This is a genomic window from Streptomyces sp. NPDC005962 (genome assembly GCF_040629205.1).
Taxonomy (GTDB): domain Bacteria; phylum Actinomycetota; class Actinomycetes; order Streptomycetales; family Streptomycetaceae; genus Streptomyces.
In genome coordinates, this window is sequence record NZ_JBEXVE010000004.1 from 118,469 (window position 1) to 137,694 (window position 19,226).

7 protein-coding genes are annotated in these 19,226 nt (G+C 71.7%); 3 read left to right on the forward strand and 4 right to left on the reverse strand.

All coding sequences use genetic code 11. The features are described 5' to 3' along the window. The 3 genes from ABZ370_RS09195 to rfbB all read left to right on the forward strand — a co-directional run bounded on the left by ABZ370_RS09195 (position 1) and on the right by rfbB (position 3,825). Positions 1-1,587, forward strand: coding sequence for an ABC transporter substrate-binding protein (locus tag ABZ370_RS09195; RefSeq protein WP_358618490.1), 1,587 nt, complete (start codon positions 1-3; stop codon positions 1,585-1,587). A gap of 382 nt (positions 1,588-1,969) precedes the next feature. Next, positions 1,970-2,839 (forward strand): glucose-1-phosphate thymidylyltransferase RfbA, encoded by an 870-nt coding sequence (gene rfbA, locus ABZ370_RS09200; RefSeq protein ID WP_358618491.1) that lies wholly within the window; start codon positions 1,970-1,972, stop codon positions 2,837-2,839. Between the two features lie 8 nt (positions 2,840-2,847). Further along, complete coding sequence (gene rfbB, locus ABZ370_RS09205; RefSeq protein ID WP_358618493.1) at positions 2,848-3,825, forward strand: dTDP-glucose 4,6-dehydratase; 978 nt, start codon at positions 2,848-2,850, stop codon at positions 3,823-3,825. 113 nt (positions 3,826-3,938) lie between these two features. Here the strand turns inward: rfbB and ABZ370_RS09210 are convergent, their stop codons facing one another. From ABZ370_RS09210 to ABZ370_RS09225, 4 genes are all read right to left on the reverse strand, one after another. Then, positions 3,939-5,501 carry an ATP-binding cassette domain-containing protein gene (locus ABZ370_RS09210; RefSeq protein WP_358618494.1) on the reverse strand — a complete coding sequence of 521 codons (1,563 nt, stop codon included), beginning with the start codon at positions 5,499-5,501 and terminating at the stop codon, positions 3,939-3,941. After that, positions 5,501-7,153 carry an ABC transporter ATP-binding protein gene (locus ABZ370_RS09215; RefSeq protein WP_358618495.1) on the reverse strand — a complete coding sequence of 551 codons (1,653 nt, stop codon included), beginning with the start codon at positions 7,151-7,153 and terminating at the stop codon, positions 5,501-5,503. The genes ABZ370_RS09210 and ABZ370_RS09215 overlap by 1 nt, the downstream gene beginning before the upstream one ends. After that, entirely contained in the window at positions 7,150-8,943 is a 1,794-nt protein-coding gene (locus ABZ370_RS09220) for a carbamoyltransferase C-terminal domain-containing protein (protein WP_358618496.1), read from the reverse strand. Before ABZ370_RS09220 ends, ABZ370_RS09215 begins: the two co-directional genes overlap by 4 nt. 79 nt (positions 8,944-9,022) lie before the next feature. Then, positions 9,023-19,180: an SDR family NAD(P)-dependent oxidoreductase gene (locus ABZ370_RS09225; protein WP_358618497.1), complete on the reverse strand. Its 10,158-nt coding sequence runs from the start codon at positions 19,178-19,180 to the stop codon at positions 9,023-9,025. Between the last annotated feature and the right edge of the window lie 46 nt (positions 19,181-19,226).

Genomic DNA, 19,226 nt, shown 5'->3' on the forward strand with positions numbered 1-19,226 from the left:
ATGCTGCTGCGACTGTTCCGTCGTCATCCCCGCGAGTGGGGTCCGGTCGAATGGCTGGCCGTCCTCGGACTCAGCGCGCTGGCCGCCGCCGCGATCGTCCTCCTCGTCAGCATGGCGCGGGGCCCCGGCAAGTGCGGTGACGATCTGCGGGACATCGACGGAGACTGCGTGGGCGTCACCGCGAACGCCTTCGACGCCGACCCCGGCATCCAGAGCCTCATCGAGGCGGTGGCGGACGAGAACGCCCGGGTGCGGCAGAACGCGGACTCCCCGTCGAGCGGGCCCAAGATCCCGTACGTGCGCATCGCGCTGATGATGCCCTTCACCGCGGACGAACACAGCGCCATGACCACGGACATGATCCGCCGCGGACTCGCCGGTGCCCTCGCCGCGCAGCAGCAGGCCAACCGTTTCGGCGGCCCGCACTACCAGCTGCTGCTCGCCCCCGACGGCCGCAACCTCGACCAGTGGGAGCCCGTCGTCGCGCGCCTCGCCGAACTGGCCAAGGACACCCGCGCGCCACTGGTCGGCGTGACCGGCATCCCCAGCAGCACACCGGAGACACGCAGGGCCATCGCCGCGCTCAGCGGGCACAAGATCCCCACGGTCGGCCCCGTCATCACCGCGGCCACCATGAACGCCCCGTACTTCTTCAAGACCTCGGCCAACAACGACCAGTTCGCCCGCGCCCTGGCGGGCTACCTGGCCGAGCGGCCGGGGAAGCACCGGGGCTTCCTGGTCTGGGACAACCGCGGCGAGGACGTCTACTCGAAGAACCTGCGCAGCGTCTTCGACACCCACTTCGGCGACGCGTACGGCCTGACCCGCCACAACTCGAACTTCATCGGCACCTCCGGAACCGACATGGGCATCCCCCAGCGGTTCACCGACGCCGTGCAGAAGATCTGCAACGAGAAGTCCGACACCGTCTTCTTCGCCGGCCGCGACCAGGACCTGCCCGCGTTCGTCGAGCGCCTGGCCCAGGAGGGCGACTGCGGCCGCACCACGAAGCTGCGCATCCTCAAGGTGGGCATAGGGATGGAGCCCACCCTCACCACCGACGCGCTCACCCAGCGGCTGGACGACGCCCGGGCGACGATAGTGGACGCGTCCTGCGTCGACCCCGCCTGGTGGAGCGGGAAGAACAAGCCCGAGAAGGCGCTCGGCAGCTTCCTCGACCAGTTCGACCAGCTGGAGAAGCGGCACAAGCTCGGCCCCAAGCCGCTCGACGACGGCTACGCCGTGATGTACCACGACGCCTTCACACTCCTCGCCAACGCCGTGGACCGCACCTACACGGAGATCAACGAGGGCGGCGGGCAGGCCCCGAAGGCGCCGAGAATCCCCATGAAGGACGACGTCTACAACACCCTTATCTTCCCCAGCATCTCGGGCGACATCTGCGACTCCTGTCTGATCGGCGCGGGCGGAACCTACGGCTTCGAGGGCCCGGGCAAGAACGACCAATGGGCCGTCTGCAAGCCCGTCCCCGTCGTGGAGTACCCGCCCGCCACCGGCTCCGGCAAACAGCGCGCCACCAGCCTCTACCGCACCTACCGCGGCACCTCCAAGACCTGCCCCTCCTGACATCACTCCTGACACCACCGCACCAGCAGCCGGAGGCGCCTCTCCCTCACCGTCGATTTTCGGCCATGATTGCCCGATGAGGCGGAAGACCGGTTAGGGAAAGGCGTCCGCAAGGGGCCTGACTTACCCGAAGAGAACGGGCCGGGAGAGGGCTCTCCATTCACCGCTCAAATCCTCTGAGACATTTGACAGAAGTGACGAGAGAGCCGTACGGTCTAACACGAACCACAGCATCAGCGCCGCAGCAACCTCTCTCGACGTCACCTTGTCCAGATGTGCCTCATCAGGCCGACACACCTGCCCGCGCGAGTGAATTCAATATGCCACGGACTCCCGCTGAACGTGCGCGCTATCCCTTGCCAGTTATGGAGATTCTGAACGTATGAAGGGCATAGTCCTGGCCGGGGGCAGTGGCACCCGCCTTCATCCGCTGACGCATGCGGTATCGAAGCAGATGCTTCCCGTTTACAACAAGCCCATGATTTATTACCCGCTCTCCGCGCTCATGCTGGGCGGTATTCGTGACATCCTGGTCATCTCATCGCCCTCGCATGTGAGCATGTTCCAGGACCTCCTGGGAGACGGCAGTCGGCTCGGCCTGAACATCGAGTACGCCGAGCAGCCGCTTGCGAATGGTATCGCGGAAGCCTTCCTCATCGGAGCCGAATACATCGGGAACGATTCGGTGGCGCTGGTATTGGGCGACAACATCTTCCATGGGCCGGGATTCGGCAGGCTCCTGAACAAGGAGATGAGCGAAGTCGACGGCTGCGTGCTGTTCGGCTATCCGGTGAGCGACCCCGAGCGCTACGGCATCGGCGAAGTCGACGAGCAGGGGAATCTGGTCTCCCTGGAGGAGAAACCGGTCGCGCCCCGGTCCAACCTGGCTCTGACCGGTCTCTATCTGTATGACAACGCCGTGGTGGACATCGCGAAGAACATCCGCCCGTCCGCCCGCGGCGAACTGGAGATCACGGACGTCAACCAGGTCTACCTGGAGCGCGGCCAGGCCAAGCTGATCAACCTGGGCCGCGGCTTCGCCTGGCTGGACACGGGCACCTACGACTCGCTGCTCCAGGCCTCGCAGTATGTGCAGGTACTCGAACAGCGCCAGGGGGTGCGGATCGCCTGCCTGGAGGAGATCGCCTTCCGTATGGGCTTCATCGACGCCGAAGCCTGCTACGCACTCGGCAGCCAATTACAGCGTACGGATTACGGCAAGTATCTGATGGAGATTGCCGGAAGGGACTGAGGAAGTCAGTGCGGATAGTAGTCACCGGAGGCGCGGGTTTCATCGGCTCGCACTTTGTCCGACAGGCGATAAAGGGGAACTACTCGGCATTCGCGGATGCCGAGCTGGTGGTGCTCGACAAGCTCACCTACGCGGGCAATAAGCAGAACCTCGCCGAGGTCGCGGACAGCTCCCGACTGCGGTTCGTCGAGGGTGACATCTGTGACGGACGGCTGGTGGGCGAAACCCTGCGGGGGGCCGACGCCGTGGTGCATTTCGCCGCCGAGTCCCATGTCGACCGGTCGATCGCCGGGGCCGATGAGTTCGTACGGACCAATGTCCTGGGCACGCAGACGCTCCTCAACGCCGCGACAGAGCACGGCGTGGGTAAATTCGTGCATGTCTCCACTGACGAGGTCTATGGATCGCTGGAAAGCGACGACGCCCCCTGGACGGAGGAGGAGGCGTTGAAGCCGAACTCCCCCTATTCCGCTTCCAAGGCGTCGTCCGACCTTCTGGCACTGGCCGCGCACCGCACTCATGGGCTGCCGGTCTGTGTTACCCGGGGCTCCAACACCTATGGCCATCACCAATACCCCGAAAAGATCATTCCGCTTTTCGTCACCAATCTGCTGGACGGCCTGAAGATTCCGCTGTACGGCGACGGCGAGAATGTGCGGGACTGGCTCCATGTGGACGACCACTGCCAGGGCATAGCGCTGGTGGCCGCGGACGGAAAGCCCGGCGAGGTGTACAACGTCGGCGGCGGAATCGAATTGACCAACCGACAGGTCACCGGGCGCCTGCTCACCTTGCTGAACATGGATGAGTCGATGGTGCGGTACGTAGCCGACCGCAAGGGTCACGACCGCCGGTACGCGATGGACATCTCGAAGATCTCCGGCCAGCTGGGCTACCAGCCCACCGTGACCTGGGAAAAGGGCCTCGCCGAGACCATCGACTGGTACACCGCGCACCGCGATTGGTGGGAGCCCCTCAAGGGGTGACCGCGAGGAGTGAGGGGACCGGCCTGGCCGGATTCCTGCCTCGCGGAGCGAGAGCACGCCGAGCCGGAGGCCATGGTGGCCTCCGGCTCGGCGCGTGTCCGCCATCGGTGGCGTCAGCTCATCTCGGCTGTGCGGACGGTGACGCGGGCGCCGTCGAGTACCAACTCCCCCTCGCAGAGCGGCAGGGGGAACCCGGCTCCCGGGATCACCCAGCAGGTGCGGTCCCGGACGAGCGCGGAGACCAGCTCGGCCAGGTCCGGGTCGGTGGCGAACACCTCCGCGCCCGCGGTCGCGTCGACGACCACCAGCGCGGGGTCCGCCGCCATCGCCCGGACCAGGGCCAGCCGCCACCGGTCGCCCTCGGCAAGCGCCGTTCCCTCGGAGGAATCGGAGGAACCGGCGGCCACCGCCTCGCGCAGCCGGTCCACGGCGGCCCGGACAGCGGGCCGTTCGCCGAAGAACTCCGCACCGGCCGGATCGGTGGACTCCAGGAACCGGGCCGCCTCCTCCCGGGTGAGATCCGGCTCGGCCGACGAGATCCGGCTCACCCGGCGGTCGATGTCACCGACCGCGAGGTCGGAGACGTCCACCCCGCCGATCCGGACCCGCCCCGAGGTGGGCACGATGTCGCCCGTCAGCAGATCGCCCAGTTCGAGCCGGGCGCCGTCCGGCGCGCCGAGGAGCGCCGTGGTGCTGCCCGCCGGGATGCGGAAGGACACCCCGTCGAGCACCGTCGCCCCCTCGACCGCCAGGCTCACGTCCTCGAACTCGATGTCGCAGCGCTCGGGCCAACCGGCGCCGGGCGACTGGGGGTCACCGGCGTCGATGAGCTTGCCGATCGTGATCATTGTCGTGCGCGAGTTCAGGACGGTGCTGATCAGCAGAGCCGCCTCCATGATCGGCTGGAAGGTCAGCACCGAGAGCACGACGAGGGCCACGCTCTTCACGGAGGACACGTCCCCGGTCGACAGCGAGGCGCACACCGCCACGCAGGCGTACAGGACGAGTTCGATGGCCCGCCACGGCAGCGTCTCTCCCACGGCGGGGAGGAACACCGACGGGGTCCGGCCGCCCGAGGCGGAGGCGGGCCGCTCGTAGGTCCGCCTCAGCCACTCGGCACTGTCGGGCTCCTCGGTCCGGGTGAGCAGCCGGGACGCGGCGAAGGCGACCGCCGCCAGTACCAGCAGTCCGCCCGCCAGTGTCGCGGCGAGCAACGGCGACACGAACGCGGTGATCACGATCACCGTCAGCGGGGTGACGACGGCGGCCACGAGCGGCCGCAGCACATGCGCGGGCAGCCCCATCAGCACCACGACCGCGAAGCCGTTCAGGGCTGCGAGCCGGTCCGCGTGGGCCGGGCCGAGCGACCGGGCGGGCAGCCCGTCCGTGCGCTCGGCGACGGTCTTGTTCAGGTTGATGACCAGGTCGGCCCCCAGCCGGTTGCCCATCGGAACGCTGCGGTAGTGCAGGACGGAGTGGACCAGGAAGACCGCGGCCAGAACGGCGATCCACGTCCAGGGAACGGGCGTGTCCGGGGAGAACAGGTCATCGGCGATCGGGACCACGAGGGCGAAGGCGATGCCCTGAGTGACCGCGCCGAGCACCAGGAACAGCAGCAGCGATACCAGCGCTCCTCTCCCCGACGCCTTCAGGAAGCGGGCGAGAACGGCCCTCATCAGTGGATCTCCTCGGATGTCGCGGATCGGACAGCGGGCACGGCGGCCCGCTCGGTGCCCGGGGGCACCGCGCTCAGGGCCGCGTACCGGCCGCCCGCGCGGATCAGCTCCTCATGGGTGCCGGACTCGGCCACCTCGCCCGCGTCCATCACCACCACCTTTCCGTCGGTGACCACCGGCGGGCCGCAGCTCACGATCACCACGGCGGCCCGCTCCCGCAGGTCGGCCACCGCGGCCACCAGCACGTCGGGGTCGCCGCTGAACGCCCGCTGGTCCAGGAGCACGACCCCGCGGTCCTCCCCCGCCACCACCCTGGCCAGCGCGATCCGCTGGATCTCCGGGTAGGACAGGGACAGTTCCGCCCCCACGACGGAGGCGTAGCCACGGGGGAACGCCGCGATGGTGTCGTGAACGCCCACGAGCCGCGCGGCACGTTCGGCCGCTTCGGGCGTGCCCTCGGCACGGTCGGCGGTGATGTACGCGCCGACGGCGCCGGTGACGACGGCCGGTTCGGCACCCACCGAGGTGAACTGCTCCGCGGGGACGGCGGCCGTGATCAGGTCGGCCACCCGGTCCGCGCCCTCGGGGGCGGGCTCGATGACCGTCAGCAGCTCCCCGCGCCCGGGCGGTTCGAGGCCGGGAACAGGGCCGGAAGTGGTGCTGTCACCGGATTGCCCCGCGGGCCCGCCGGCGGCGAACCCGGTGAGCCGTGCCACCGCCTTCTTGCCCTCCCCGATTTCTTCCATGAAGTAGCTGCTGGCCAGCAGGGGTGCCGCCAGGCCCGCGCCGACGAGCAGGAACGGCACGAGGTCCGCGGGCGCCAGCGAGCCGGACCGGATCATGAGCGAGCCGCCGCACAGCACGAAGACGAGGACGCTCAGCGGCGAGAAGGCGATCTCGGCCATTGCCCTGCCTCCGAGCAGGGTGCCGATACGGGCCAGGAAGAAGTCACTGAAACCGTCGGTGGCCTCCGTGAGGCGGCGGGCCGCGATCCGGGTCGTCATGGCCGTACGGGCCCGGGACCCGGCCCGGTTGATCCGCGCGTCCAGGCCGATGGTGGGGCGTACCTCGTCGATGCCGGAGATGGCGGACACGTAGTCGTCCTTCATCTCCTTGAAGAAGCGCGCCGAGACCACGCCGAAGGCGACGAAGCCGAGCAGGATGGGAAGGATGGTCACCAGCGCCATCCGCCAGTCGACCCAGAAGAGATAGCCGATCGAGAGGAGGAACACCAGGACGGTCGAGACGAGTTCCGCCCCGGCCCGGCCCACCATCCTCCCGGCCGTGGCGATGTCACCGCCCATGCTGGCGCCGTCGGCCCGCCAGGCCGCGTGGACCTGCCGGGCGGCGGGGTGGACGCGCAGCCTGTTCGCCACCCCGGCGCGGAGGAGCTCCTGGCTGCGCGCGGCCGCCCGCCTGCTCAGCGCCCGCCCCAGAATCTGCGCGGCGAGCCCGGCCACCACGATGGCGACGGCGGTCAGGACGAGTTCCCTGATCCATCCTGTGTCGGAGTCGGCGGCCAGCATCTCCCGGCAGATCTCCACGATGATGATCATCGCTCCGAAGGTGGCGACCGCTCCGGCCGTCTCCAGGAGGCGCGCCGTGCGGGTGCCCCCCTGGATCGCCGTCGTCGGCGTACCTTGTGCGCTCATCGCTTGGAGACCAGGAAGTCGCCGATGACCAGGTGGTCGATGTCGGTGCCGAGGAAGCATTCGACGGCGTCCTTCGGGGAGCAGACGATCGGCTCTCCGGCGACGTTGAAAGAGGTGTTGACCAGGCAGGGCACACCGGTGCGCGAGGTGAACTCGCGGAGCAGCTCGGCCAGCAGCGGGTTGCCCTCCTCGGTGACCGTCTGGACGCGGGAGGTCGCGTCCACGTGGGTGGCGGCCGCGATCTTCTCCGTGTACTCCGGCCGCACCGGGAAGACGAAGGTCATGTAGGGCGAGCTGGTCTTCTTGCCCATGTCGAAGACGCGCGGGGCGTCCTCCTCCAGCACGATGGGCGCGAAGGGGCGGAAGGGCTCGCGGTGCTTGACCCGGTTGTTGATGATGTCCTTCATGTCGGCGAAGGACGGGTTGGCGAGGATGCTGCGGTTGCCCAGTGCCCGGGGGCCGTATTCGGTCCGGCCCTGGAACCAGCCGACCACGGTCTTCTCCGACAGCAGCTCGGCGGTCTTCTTCGCCACCTCACCGGCGGGCAGCTCCTCCCAGGTGACCGAGGAGGCGTAGGCGTCGAGGGTCTCGCGGATCTCCGCCTCGCCGAACTCCGGGCCGAGGTAGGGCGAGGTGGTCGGCGTGACGGGGGTTGCCTTCTCCGCCGCGACGTGGGCGGCGGCGCCGATGGAGATGCCCGGGTCGCTCGCGCCGAAGCTGACCTCGACCCGCTCGAAGTCCAGTTCCTCCAGGAGCTTGGTGTTGTTGACGCAGTTCAGCGCCAGACCGCCCTCGAAGATCAGGTCCCGCAGGTCGGTCGCCCCGGCCAGCGCGCGCAGCTGGTGCGCGGTGACCTCCTCGATCATCTGCTGGGCCGCGCAGGCCATCCGGACCTGGAAGTCGAACTCGCCGCGGTTGTCGTCATTTCCGCCGAACAGCTCGTCGAAGAGGGTGTCGTACGCCCGCGGGCCACGCGGGTCGTAGGCCAGGGCCAGCGAGAACCGGCCACCCTCCTGGAGGGTGACGATGTCGGTCAGGAAGGGGTTGCTCTCCTTGTCGGGTGCCTTGCCGAATCCGCCCAGGCCCATGACCTTGTACTCGTCGTTGTTCGGCACGAAGCCCAGGTAGCGGGTGACGGAGCTGAAGAGTTGGGCGATCGAGTTCTGCGCGTCGACGGTGAACCGGTCGAAGACCTCGACCTTTCCGTTCCGCACCTCCCCCATGATCGTGCTGTCCGACTCGGCCTGGCCGTCGTTGATCAGGAAGGCGGCGTCGCCGAAGCTGGAGAAGGTGCGGCCGCAGGCCAGGTGGGCCCGGTGGTGCGGGACCGTGATCAGCTTGTCGTCGGGGAGCGCGTAGCCGGTGTGCCGGGTGAAGTCCTCGATCAGCGCGTTCCGGCCCAGCGCTCCGGTGTACAGCTCGCCGAAGGAGGCGATCGCCGGGAACTTGAACTCGGGGGGCATCGGCGCCGCGGCGATGCCCGTGAGGGCGGTGTTGGCGAAGTTCGCGTCGAAGTTCCAGCCGAAGGCGTAGTAGTCGACGTCCTCGTAGCTCACTCCGGCCTGCTCCAGGCACCAGCGCATGGCGTTGGCCGGGAAGGCGGTGGTCTTCTTCTGGCGGTTCATCCGCTCTTCCTCGACGGCGGCCACCAGCTCACCGTCGACGAACAGGGCGGCGGCCGCGTCGTGGCCGAGGAAGCTGTGCCGGTCGACGGTGTCCTGGGTGTAGCCGTACAGCTGCCCGAAGAGCTCCGCGATGCGCGAGAAGCCGTTGTATCCAAGAATGATCATTGATGTTCCTTCGCAGGCCGCGACCGTCGTTGGCCGCGGGTGGTGACATGGGTGCGGGAGATACCGCGGTACGGACGGGTCACAGACCCTGTTCGGCGAGCCAGCGCACGATCGTCTCGGCGGTCAGGTCAAGGTGGTCCTCCATGATCGTGAAATGGTCGCCGGTGGTGGTGGCGAGGGTGTGCGGGTGGGGCCAGGTCAGCCGCCAGCTGTCGTCCTCGTAGCCGGTGTCCTGGTAGGGCAGCGGCGACTCGGCGCGCAGGAACAGCACCGGGCTCTCGATCGGTGCTGCCTCGTAGGCGCCCATCAGGACGTGGTAGCGACCCATGGCGGTGAGCCGTATGCCGCTGAACGCGCCGGCCCCGAAGAGGGGTTCGCGCTCGAACAGGCCGTCCATCATCACCCTGGTCATGTCCTCCGAGAACTGGCTGTCGGCCTGGAAGGCGTCGATGAGGACGACCGCGGCCGGGCCGAGGCCCAGCTGTTCGGCCCGCATCGCCAGGGCGTAGGCGATCAGACCGCCCGCCGAGTGGCCGAGCAGTACGTACGGCCCCGAGCCGACGGCCGAGCGCAGTGCGGCGATCTGCAGCTCGATGAAGGTCTCGAACGAGTCGGGGACCAGCTCCCCTTCGGCGAACCCGGGGTTGTAGAGCCCGAACACCTCCCGCTCGCCCTGGAACCGCCGCGACAGCCGGGCGTATTGCATCGGTCCGGCCGTGGCGGTGATGGCGGGCAGGCAGACCACCGCGGATCGTCCGGCGAGGCCCGTGGCGAGTCGTACCGGCGTCGGGACGTGGTCGGCCAGGGTCTCGGCGGTGAAGGACGGCCGGAGCCGCCCGGCGGACTGGATGAGGGCCATACCGGACGTCCCGGCCTGCCCCAGTGCGTGGGACTCGCGGTAGAGCGCCTCGATGCTGTCGAAGGGGGACGAGGCCGGGGCCTCGGCACCCTCGGCGGCGGCGCGGGCGGTTTCGGTGCCGACCAGGTCGGCGAGGTGATCGGCGAGCCGGGCCGTGGTGGAGTGCTGGAACATCGCCGTCGTGGGGAGCTTGAGGCCCAGCAGCGCGTCGAGGCGGTCGCGCAGGGAGATGCCCGTCAGCGAGTCCACGCCCAGATCGAGGAACTCCACGTCCACGTCGATGTCCCCGGCCTCCCCGAGGGCGAGGACGGCGGTCAGTTCACCCCAGATGACCTCTTCCAGCAGTTGGCGGCGCCGGTCGGGCGCGGCGGCCAGGACGCGGGCGAGGATGTCCTCTTGCCGGGTGTCCCGGAGCGGCCGTTCGCGCCGGGCGGGCGCGGTCGTCCCGGGCGCGGGCCGGAACTCGGCCGTGGGTACGGCGCGCAGCGTCAGCCGGTCGACGCTCGCGACCGGCCGCCCCTCGGGGTCGGCGAGGCGGACGCCGACCGCGTCCGGTCCGGCGCTCGTGAGCCGTACCCGTACGGAGCGGGGGGCCGTGGTGTGCAGCGACACCCCGGACCAGGCGAGCGGCATCCGCAGACGCGCCTCGCCCGGGTCGAAGAACTCGCCCGGTTCCACGGCGTGCAGGGCCGCGTCGAGGAGCGCGGGGTGGAGTGCGAAGCCGCCGGTGCCGGTGGCCGCCTCGGTCAGGGTCACGTCCGCGAAGAGGGCGTCGGCGCTTCTCCAGGCGGCGCGCAGCCCCTGGAACGCCGGGCCGTAGGCGTAGCCGTCTCCGGCCGGGGCGTCGTAGAGCCCGGCCACGTCGACCGGCGCGGCACCGGGCGGCGGCCACGCGCCCGAGAGCTCCTCGAAGCCGTCGGCGGCGCCGGTGTCCTCCGGCTCCGGGGCCAGCACTCCCCGGGCGTGGCAGGTCCACTTCGCCTCCTCGCCCGGGGTTTCGGGGCGCGAGTGGACGGTGACGGTGCGTCGGTGGCCGTCGTCGGGCGGGCCCACCTGCACCTGGATGTGCTCGGCGGTGTCGGTGCCGAGCACCAGCGGCGCTTCCTGGGTGAGTTCGGCCAGCCGCGGGCAGCCGAGCGCGCGTCCCGCGTACAGCGCCCAGTCGACGAGCACTCCGGCGGGCAGCAGAACGGTGGACTGGACGGCGTGGTCGGCGAGCCAGGGGTGGGCGGCCTGCGAGAGCCGGCCGGTGAACAGGGCCGTCTCGCCCTCGGCGGGCAGCACCGCACCGGCCAGCAGGGGGTGGTCGGCGGTGTCGATGCCGATGCCGCTCGCGTCGCCGGACTGGGCCGGTGCGTCCAGCCAGTACCGCTCGCGCTGGAAGGCGTACGTCGGCAGGTCCACCGCGGTGTCCGCGCCGGGGAGCAGCGCAGTCCAGTCCACGGAAACGCCCCGGGTCCACAGCGTGGCGGCCGAGCGCAGCAGTGCGGCGCGCTCGTCGGCCTCGCGGCGCAGCGAACCGACCACCACCACCTCGCGCCCCTCGGCGCGCAGCGCGGTGTCCTCGATCGCGGAAGTGACCACCGTATGCGGGCTGACCTCGATGAAGGTGTCGACGCCCTCGTCGATCAGCGTGGCCACCACATCGGCGAAGCGCACCTGCTCGCGCAGATTGCGGTACCAGTAGTCGGCGTCGGCCGCCGAGCCGTCCATCGGCTCACCGGTCACGGTGGAGTGCCAGCGGATGTCCGTAGGACCGCAAGTGACCTCGCCGAGTTCCGCGAGCAGCGAGTCCTTGATCAGCTCGACCTGCGGGGAGTGCGAGGGGTAGTCCACCGGAATGCGACGGGCCCGGATGCCATCCGCCTCACAGCCGTCGAGCACGCCGTCCAGCGGCGCCTCGTCCCCGGCGAGGACGACCGCGCCAGGACCGTTGACGGCGGCGACCGAGATCGCGTCGGCGTCATCGGCGTCATCGGTGTAGGTCTCCACGAGCGCGCGTGCCTGGTCGGCGGGGACCGCCACCGAGGCCATGCCGCCGCGACCGGCCAGCTGACCGGCGATCACGGCGCTGCGACGTACGACGATCCGGGCCGCCTCCGGCAGCGGCAGGGCACCCGCGACACACGCGGCGGCCAACTCACCCTGCGAATGACCCACGACCACCGAAGGAGAGACACCGAGGCCGCGCCACAGCTGGGCGAGCGAAACCATGACGGCCCACAGCGCGGGCTGCACCACATCGACCCGGTCCAGCGACGGCGCACCCTCCTCGCCCCGCAGCACGGCGAGGAGATCCCAGTCGGTGTGGACGGCGAGCGCCTCCCCACAACGCCCCAGCCACTCGGCGAAGACCGGCGAGGAATCCAGCAGCCCGAGCGCCATGCCCGACCACTGGGCGCCCTGCCCGGGGAAGACGAACGCGACCTTCGTACGGTTGCGGGCCACTCCGTGGATGACGTCCGCTTCCCGGGTGTCCCGGGCCGCCAGGGCGTCGAGGCCCTCGGCGAATCCGGCCCGGCCGGTGGCGAGGACGACCGCACGGTGGCCGAAGACGGTCCGGTTCTCCATCAGGGCCCCGGCGATCTCGGCCGTCGGCACCTCGGCGCCCGCCGGGCCGGTGGTGAACTCCCGCAGCCGCTCGGCCTGGCCTCGCAGGGCGTCGGCCGAGGTGGCCGACAGCATCCACGGCACGGCCGCGGCCGGGTGGGACTCGATCACGGTCGAGCGCCGCTCGGTGGTCTCCTCGACGACCGTGCCGACTAGGGCTTCCGGGGCCTGTTCGAGGATGATGTGGGCGTTGGTGCCGCTGATGCCGAACGAGGACACCGCGGCCCGGCGCGGCCGCCCGGCCTCGGGCCACGGCACCGCCTCGGTCACCAGCTCCACCGCGCCCGCGGACCAGTCCACGTGCGGCGACGGCTCCTGGGCGTGGAGGGTGGGCGGCACCACTCCGTGCCGCATGGCCATCACCATTTTGATGATCCCGGCCACCCCGGCCGCCGCCTGGGTGTGGCCGATGTTGGACTTGACCGACCCCAGCAGCACGGGCCGGTCCACCGAACGCTCCTGGCCGTAGGTGGCCAGCAGTGCCTGCGCCTCGATCGGGTCGCCCAGCGGCGTCCCGGTGCCGTGCGCCTCGATGACGTCCACCTCGGCCGCGGTGACCCCGGCGCCCGCGAGCGCGTCACCGATCACCCGCTGCTGGGAGGGGCCGTTCGGCGCCGTCATTCCGTTGCTGGCACCGTCCTGGTTGACGGCGCCGCCCCGCACCACGCCGAGCACCCGGTGCCCGTTGCGGCGCGCGTCCGACAGCCGCTCGACCAGCAGGATGCCGACGCCCTCGCCCCACGCGGTGCCGTCCGCCGACGCGCCGAACGCCTTGCACCGGCCGTCCGCCGCGAGCCCGCGCTGCTTGCCGAACTCGGTGAAGGCGGCGGGGGTGGAGACGACCGCGACGCCTCCGGCGAGGGCGAGGTCGCACGCTCCGCGGCGCAGCGCGGTGACCGCCATGTCCAGCGCCACCAGCGACGAGGAGCACGCGGTGTCCACCGTCACCGCCGGGCCCTCGAAGCCGAAGGTGTAGGCGACCCGGCCCGAGGCCACGCTGCCCGCGTTGCCGTTGCTCAGATAGCCCGCGATCTCCTCGGGCACCGCGTGCAGCCGTGCCACGTAGTCGTGGTGCATCAGTCCGGTGTAGACCCCGGTCCGGCTGCCGCGCAGCCGTGTGGGGTCGATACCGGCCCGCTCGACGGCCTCCCAGGACAGTTCCAGCAGGAGGCGGTGCTGCGGGTCCATCGCCACGGCCTCGCGCGAGGAGATGCCGAAGAACCCGGCGTCGAACTCGGCGGCGTCGTAGAGGAAACCGCTCTCCCGCACGTAGGTGGTGTTGGCGCCGATCCCCTCCGGGTCGTAGAGCCGGTCCAGGTCCCAGCCCCGGTCGTCGGGGAAGCCGCCGATGCCCTCGCGGCCGTGCAGGACCATGTCCCACAGGTCCTCGGGCGAGCGCACATCGCCCGGATACCGGCAGCTCATGCCGACGATCGCGATCGGCTCGTCGTCCGGTACGGGCGTCAGCCGCGTCCGGTCGCCGCCGTCCACCGTGCCGGTCAGCGCCGAGCCGAGGAACGCGGCCAGCGACTCGGGGCTCGGGTAGTCGAAGACGAGCGTCGTGGGCAGCCGGACGCCGGTGACGTCGGCCAGCCGGTTGCGGAGTTCGACGGCGGTCAGCGAGTCGAAGCCCAGGTTGGCGAACGACTCGGCGGGCGCGATGTCGTGGGGCGCCGTGTGCCCCAGCACGGTGGCGACGTGTTCGCGCACCAGCTCGACCAGGTGGACCCGCCGGTCCTCCTCCGGCAGGCCGCGCAGCCGGTCCCCCAGGCCCGCCTCCCCGGCGCCGGAGGCCCGGGCGGGGCGCCGCCGGGGCGTGGTGGCCAGTGCGCGCAGCAGCGCGGGCGGGTCGCCCTGGCCGCGCAGGTCCAGATGTACGGGGACGAGTACGGGCTCGGGCAGCCGGGTGGCGGCGTCGAACAGCGCCACGCCCTCGTCCTCGGAGAGCGCCCGCAGGCCACCGCGGTTCAGCCTGCCGAGGTCGGTGTCGCTCAGGGACCCGGTCATGGCGCTGGCCTCGGCCCACAGCCCCCAGCTCAGCGACTGCGCGGGCAGTCCCTCGCGGTGGCGTCGGCGCGCCAGGGCGTCGAGGAAGGCGTTGGCCGCGGCGTAGTTGGACTGCCCCGGGGAGCCGAAGATCCCGGCCGCGGAGGAGAACAGTACGAACATCTCCAGGTCCCGGTCCCGGGTCAGCTCGTGCAGCTGCCAGGCGGCGTCCACCTTGGGGCGGAAGACCGCGGCGAGGCGCTCCGGGGTCTGGGACGCGATCATCCCGTCGTCGAGGACACCGGCCGCGTGGACCACGCCGCGCAGGTCGGGGAGGGAGTCCAGGAGGGCGGCGAGGGCGTCCCGGTCGGCGACGTCACAGGCCGCCAGCCGGACGGTGGCGCCGAACGCGCCGAGCTGTTCGGCCAGTTCGGTGGCGCCGGGCGCGTCCGGGCCGCTCCGGCCGACCAGCACCAGGTCGGTGACCTGGTGGGCGGTGACCAGGTGACGGGCGACGGCCGCGCCGATGATGCCGGTCCCTCCCGTGATCAGCACGGTGCCGGTGCCGGACCAGGGAGCGGGGACGTCGGCGGCGGGGGCCGGGTGGCGTACCAGGCGGGGGACGAACAGGGCGGTACCGCGGACGGCGAGCTCGGTCTCGCCCGCGTCGATCGCCGCCCGGACGAGGTCCAGGGGGACATCGGCCGCGTCGGTGTCCGTGTCCAGCAGCGCGAACCGGTCGGGGTGCTCCGAGCGCGCGGAGCGCACCAGGCCGTGGATCGCGGCCTGGGCGAGGTCGATGCCGTCGGCGCCGTCGTCACCCTTGTCGGGGTTATCGGAGTTGGCGGGGTTCGCCTCGACGCCGCCCCGGGCCAGCACCACCAGCCGGGCGCCGCCGAGTCCGTCGTGGGCGAGCCACTCCCGCAGCCGCTCCAGGACGCGTGCCACCGAGGCCCGTACCCGCTCCGGCTCCGTGGCGCCGGAGCCGCCCGGGTCGGCGCAGTCGAGGAGCACGGTGTCGGCGCCGCCGGCCACCGCGGCGGCGAGGTCGGCGGCGGGTGTCCCGTCGGCCCACACCAGCGGGCGCGTGCCGGTGGCGGCCACGTCGGGCCGCTCCCACCGCTCCCATCGGTGGGCGTACAGGGACTGGGCCACCGCCGACCGCGCCGGGGTCTCCGACACCGGGCGCAGCACCAGTTCGTCGATGCCCACGACGGGCACGCCCTGGGGGTCGGCGATGCGGACCCGTACGGCCGCGGTGCCCGCGGTGGACAGCCATACCCGGACCGACCGGGCGCCGCTCGCCCACAGCCGTACGCCCGACCAGGCGAACGGCAGCCGGGCCGCGCCCTCGGCGTCGTCCACGACGCCACCGAGGCCGATGCCGTGCAGCGCGGCGTCCAGCAGCGCGGGGTGGATGCCGAAGGCCTCGGCCTCCTCCGTCGCGTCGTCGGGCAGGACCACCTCGGCGAAGAAGTCGTCGCCGCGCCGCCAGGCCGCGCGCAGCCCCTGGAAGGTGGGCCCGTAGGCGTAGCCCTGCCGGGCCAGCGCCGGGTAGAAGTCCTCGATGTCGACGGGGGTGGCGGCGCGGGGCGGCCAGTGGCCGCCGGTCACCGCGCCGAAGTCGGCGGTGTCCGGTCCCTGGGCGAGCGGCGCCAGCACGGCCTGCGCGTGGCAGGTCCACTCCGCCAGGTCTTCGGTGTGCTCCTCGGGGCGCGAGTGGACGCTCACCGACCGCCTGCCGTCGGCGTCGGTCTGTCCCACGACGACCTGGATCTGCACCGCCCCGGCGGCGTCGAGCACGAGCGGGGTCTGAAGGGTCAGGTCCCGGACCTCGCCGCAGCCCATGTCCTGGCCCGCGCGCAGGGCGAGTTCGACGAAGGCCGTCCCCGGCAGCAGGACCGCGCCCAGCACCGCGTGGTCGGCCAGCCAGGGGTGGGTGGCCAGGGACAGGCGGCCGGAGAGCACGGCGGTGTCGCCGTCCGCCACGCTGACCGCCGCGCCGAGCAGCGGGTGGTCGACGCCGGTCAGGCCCGCCGAGGCGACGTCCGCCGCGGCCCCCCGCGCGGAGATCCGGGGCCAGAAGCGGCGGCGTTCGAAGGCGTAGGTCGGCAGGTCGGCGCGGACCGCCGTGGTGGGCAGCACCGCACGCCAGTCGACGTCGATGCCCCGGGTCCACAAGGTGCCCACGGCCCGCAGCAGTCCGGCGAGGTGCGGCCGTTCACGGTGGGCGACCGAGGTCACGGTCGCCTGTCCGTCGCGCAGGCTGTCCTCGATCGGCCGGGTCAGCACCGCGTGCGGCCCGATCTCCAGGAAGACGTCGGCCCGGCCCTCGGCGGTGCGTACGGCGTCCTGGAAGCGGACCGCGTGGCGGGCGTGCCGAATCCAGTAGTCCGGGGAGGTGATGTCCTCGGCGGTGGCCGTCGTACCGGTGACGGCGGACACCAGGGGGATCTCCGGCGGGGACCAGGTGAGCCGGGTGAGGACGGTGCGGAACTCCGCGAGCATGGGTTCCATCAGCGGCGAGTGGAAGGCGTGGCTGACCCGCAGCCGCCGGGTGCGCCGCCCGGCGGCGTCCGCGGTGTCGGCGACGCGCTGGACCGCGTCGGCCGCGCCGGAGACGACGACGGCCGAGGGGCCGTTGACCGCCGCGATCGCCACCTGGTCCGCGGGCATCTCGCGCAGCCACCGCTCGACCTCGGCCTCCGGGGCGTCGACGGCCAGCATGGCGCCGCCGTCGGGGAGCGCCTGCATGAGGCGGCCACGGGCCACGGCCAGCGTGACGGCGTCGGCCAGCGAGAGCACCCCGGCCACATGGGCTGCCGCGATCTCGCCGATCGAGTGCCCGAGTACGACATCGGGGGTCACGCCCCAGGCCTGGAGGGTGCGGAACAGCGCCACTTCGACCGCGAACATGGCGATCTGGGTGTAGGCGGTCCGGTGGACCAGCTCCGGGTCGGCGGGCTCGGGGGCGAAGACGATATCGGCCAGGGAGGCGCCGAGTTGCCCGTCGGCCTCCGCGCGGACGGCGTCGAACGCGGCGGCGAAGGCCGGAATCCGCTCGTACCACTCGCGGCCCATGCCCGCCCACTGCGCGCCCTGCCCGGCGAAGACGAAGGCCGTCCTGGCGCCGGGGCGCACCGCGCCGCGCACATGGTGCCGTCCGGTGGCGGCCTTGCCCGCCAGTGCGTCGAGGGCCTCGGCGAATCCGGCGGGGTCCTCGGCCAGGACGACGGCGCGGTGTTCGAAGGCGGTGCGGGTGGCCAGTGCGACGGCCACCCCGGCCACCTCGGGGCCGTCGGCGGTGAGCTCGCGCAGCCGCCCGGCCTGGCCGCCGAGGGCGGATTCCGAGGTGGCCGAGAGAATCCAGGGCAGTACGCCGTGGTCCGCGGCCGGGTCGGCGGCGGGTTCCTCGGGGGCCTGTTCGAGGATGATGTGGGCGTTGGTGCCGCTGATGCCGAACGAGGACACCGCGGCCCGGCGCGGCCGCTCGGCCTCGGGCCACGGCACCGCCTCGGTCGCCAGCTCCACCGCACCGGCAGACCAGTCGACGTGCGGGGTCGGCTCGTCCACGTGGAGCGTGGGCGGCACCACTCCGTGCCGCATGGCCATCACCATCTTGATGACCCCGGCCACCCCGGCCGCCGCCTGGGTGTGGCCGATGTTGGACTTCACCGACCCCAGCAGCACCGGCCGCCCGGCCGCGCGCCCCTGGCCGTAGGTGGCCAGCAGTGCCTGCGCCTCGATCGGGTCGCCCAGCGACGTGCCGGTGCCGTGTGCCTCGACGACGTCCACCTCGGCCGCGGCGACGCCCGCACCCGCGAGCGCGTCACCGATCACCCGCTGCTGGGAGGGGCCGTTCGGCGCGGTCAGACCGTTGGACGCGCCGTCCTGGTTCACCGCGGAACCGCGCATCACGGCGAGCACCTGGTGGCCGTTGCGGCGCGCGTCCGACAGCCGCTCGACCAGCAGGACACCGGCGCCCTCGCCCCACGCGGTGCCGTCCGCCGACGCCGCGAACGCCTTGCACCGGCCGTCCGCCGCGAGCCCGCGCTGCTTGCCGAACTCCGCGAACACCCCCGGGGTGGACATCACGGTGACCCCGCCGACGAGCGCGAGCGGGCAGTCGCCGGAGCGCAGCGCCTGGGCCGCCAGGTGCAGGGCGACCAGCGAGGCGGAGCAGGCCGTGTCGACGGTGACGGCCGGGCCCTCGAAGCCGTAGGTGAAGGCGATACGGCCGGAGACGACGCTCGCCGCGGTACCGGTGAGCAGATAGCCGAGCGACTCGTGACCGGCGTGGCCCAGCAGGTTCGGGTAGTCCGCGCCGTTCACCCCGATGAACACCCCGGTCCGGCTGGTGTGCAGGGTCGCGGGGTCGATCCCGGCGCGCTCGAACGCCTCCCAGGACGTCTCCAGCAGCACCCGCTGCTGGGGGTCCATCTCCAGTGCCTCGCGCGGGGAGATGCCGAAGAAGGCCGAGTCGAAGTCGGTGGCCGCGTCGATGAATCCGCCGCGGCCGGGCGGCCCTTCGGGGTCGGTGTCCGCGGGGCCGGTCCGCCAGCCGCGGTCTTCCGGGTAGCCGCCCATGGCGTCGCCGCCGTCCCGCACGAACTCCCAGAAGGCTTCCGGGGTGTTCGCATGGCCGGGGAAGCGGCAGCTCATGCCGACGATGGCGATCGGCTCGCGCTGCGCGTCCTCCAGGTCACGAACCCGCTGCCGGGTGCGCTTGAGATCCGCCGTCACCCGCTTCAGGTACTCGACGACCTGCTCTTTCTCAGCCATGTTCCCAACCCCTCGTTGAACCGCGGTCGTGCGTGGGCTTCGCGTG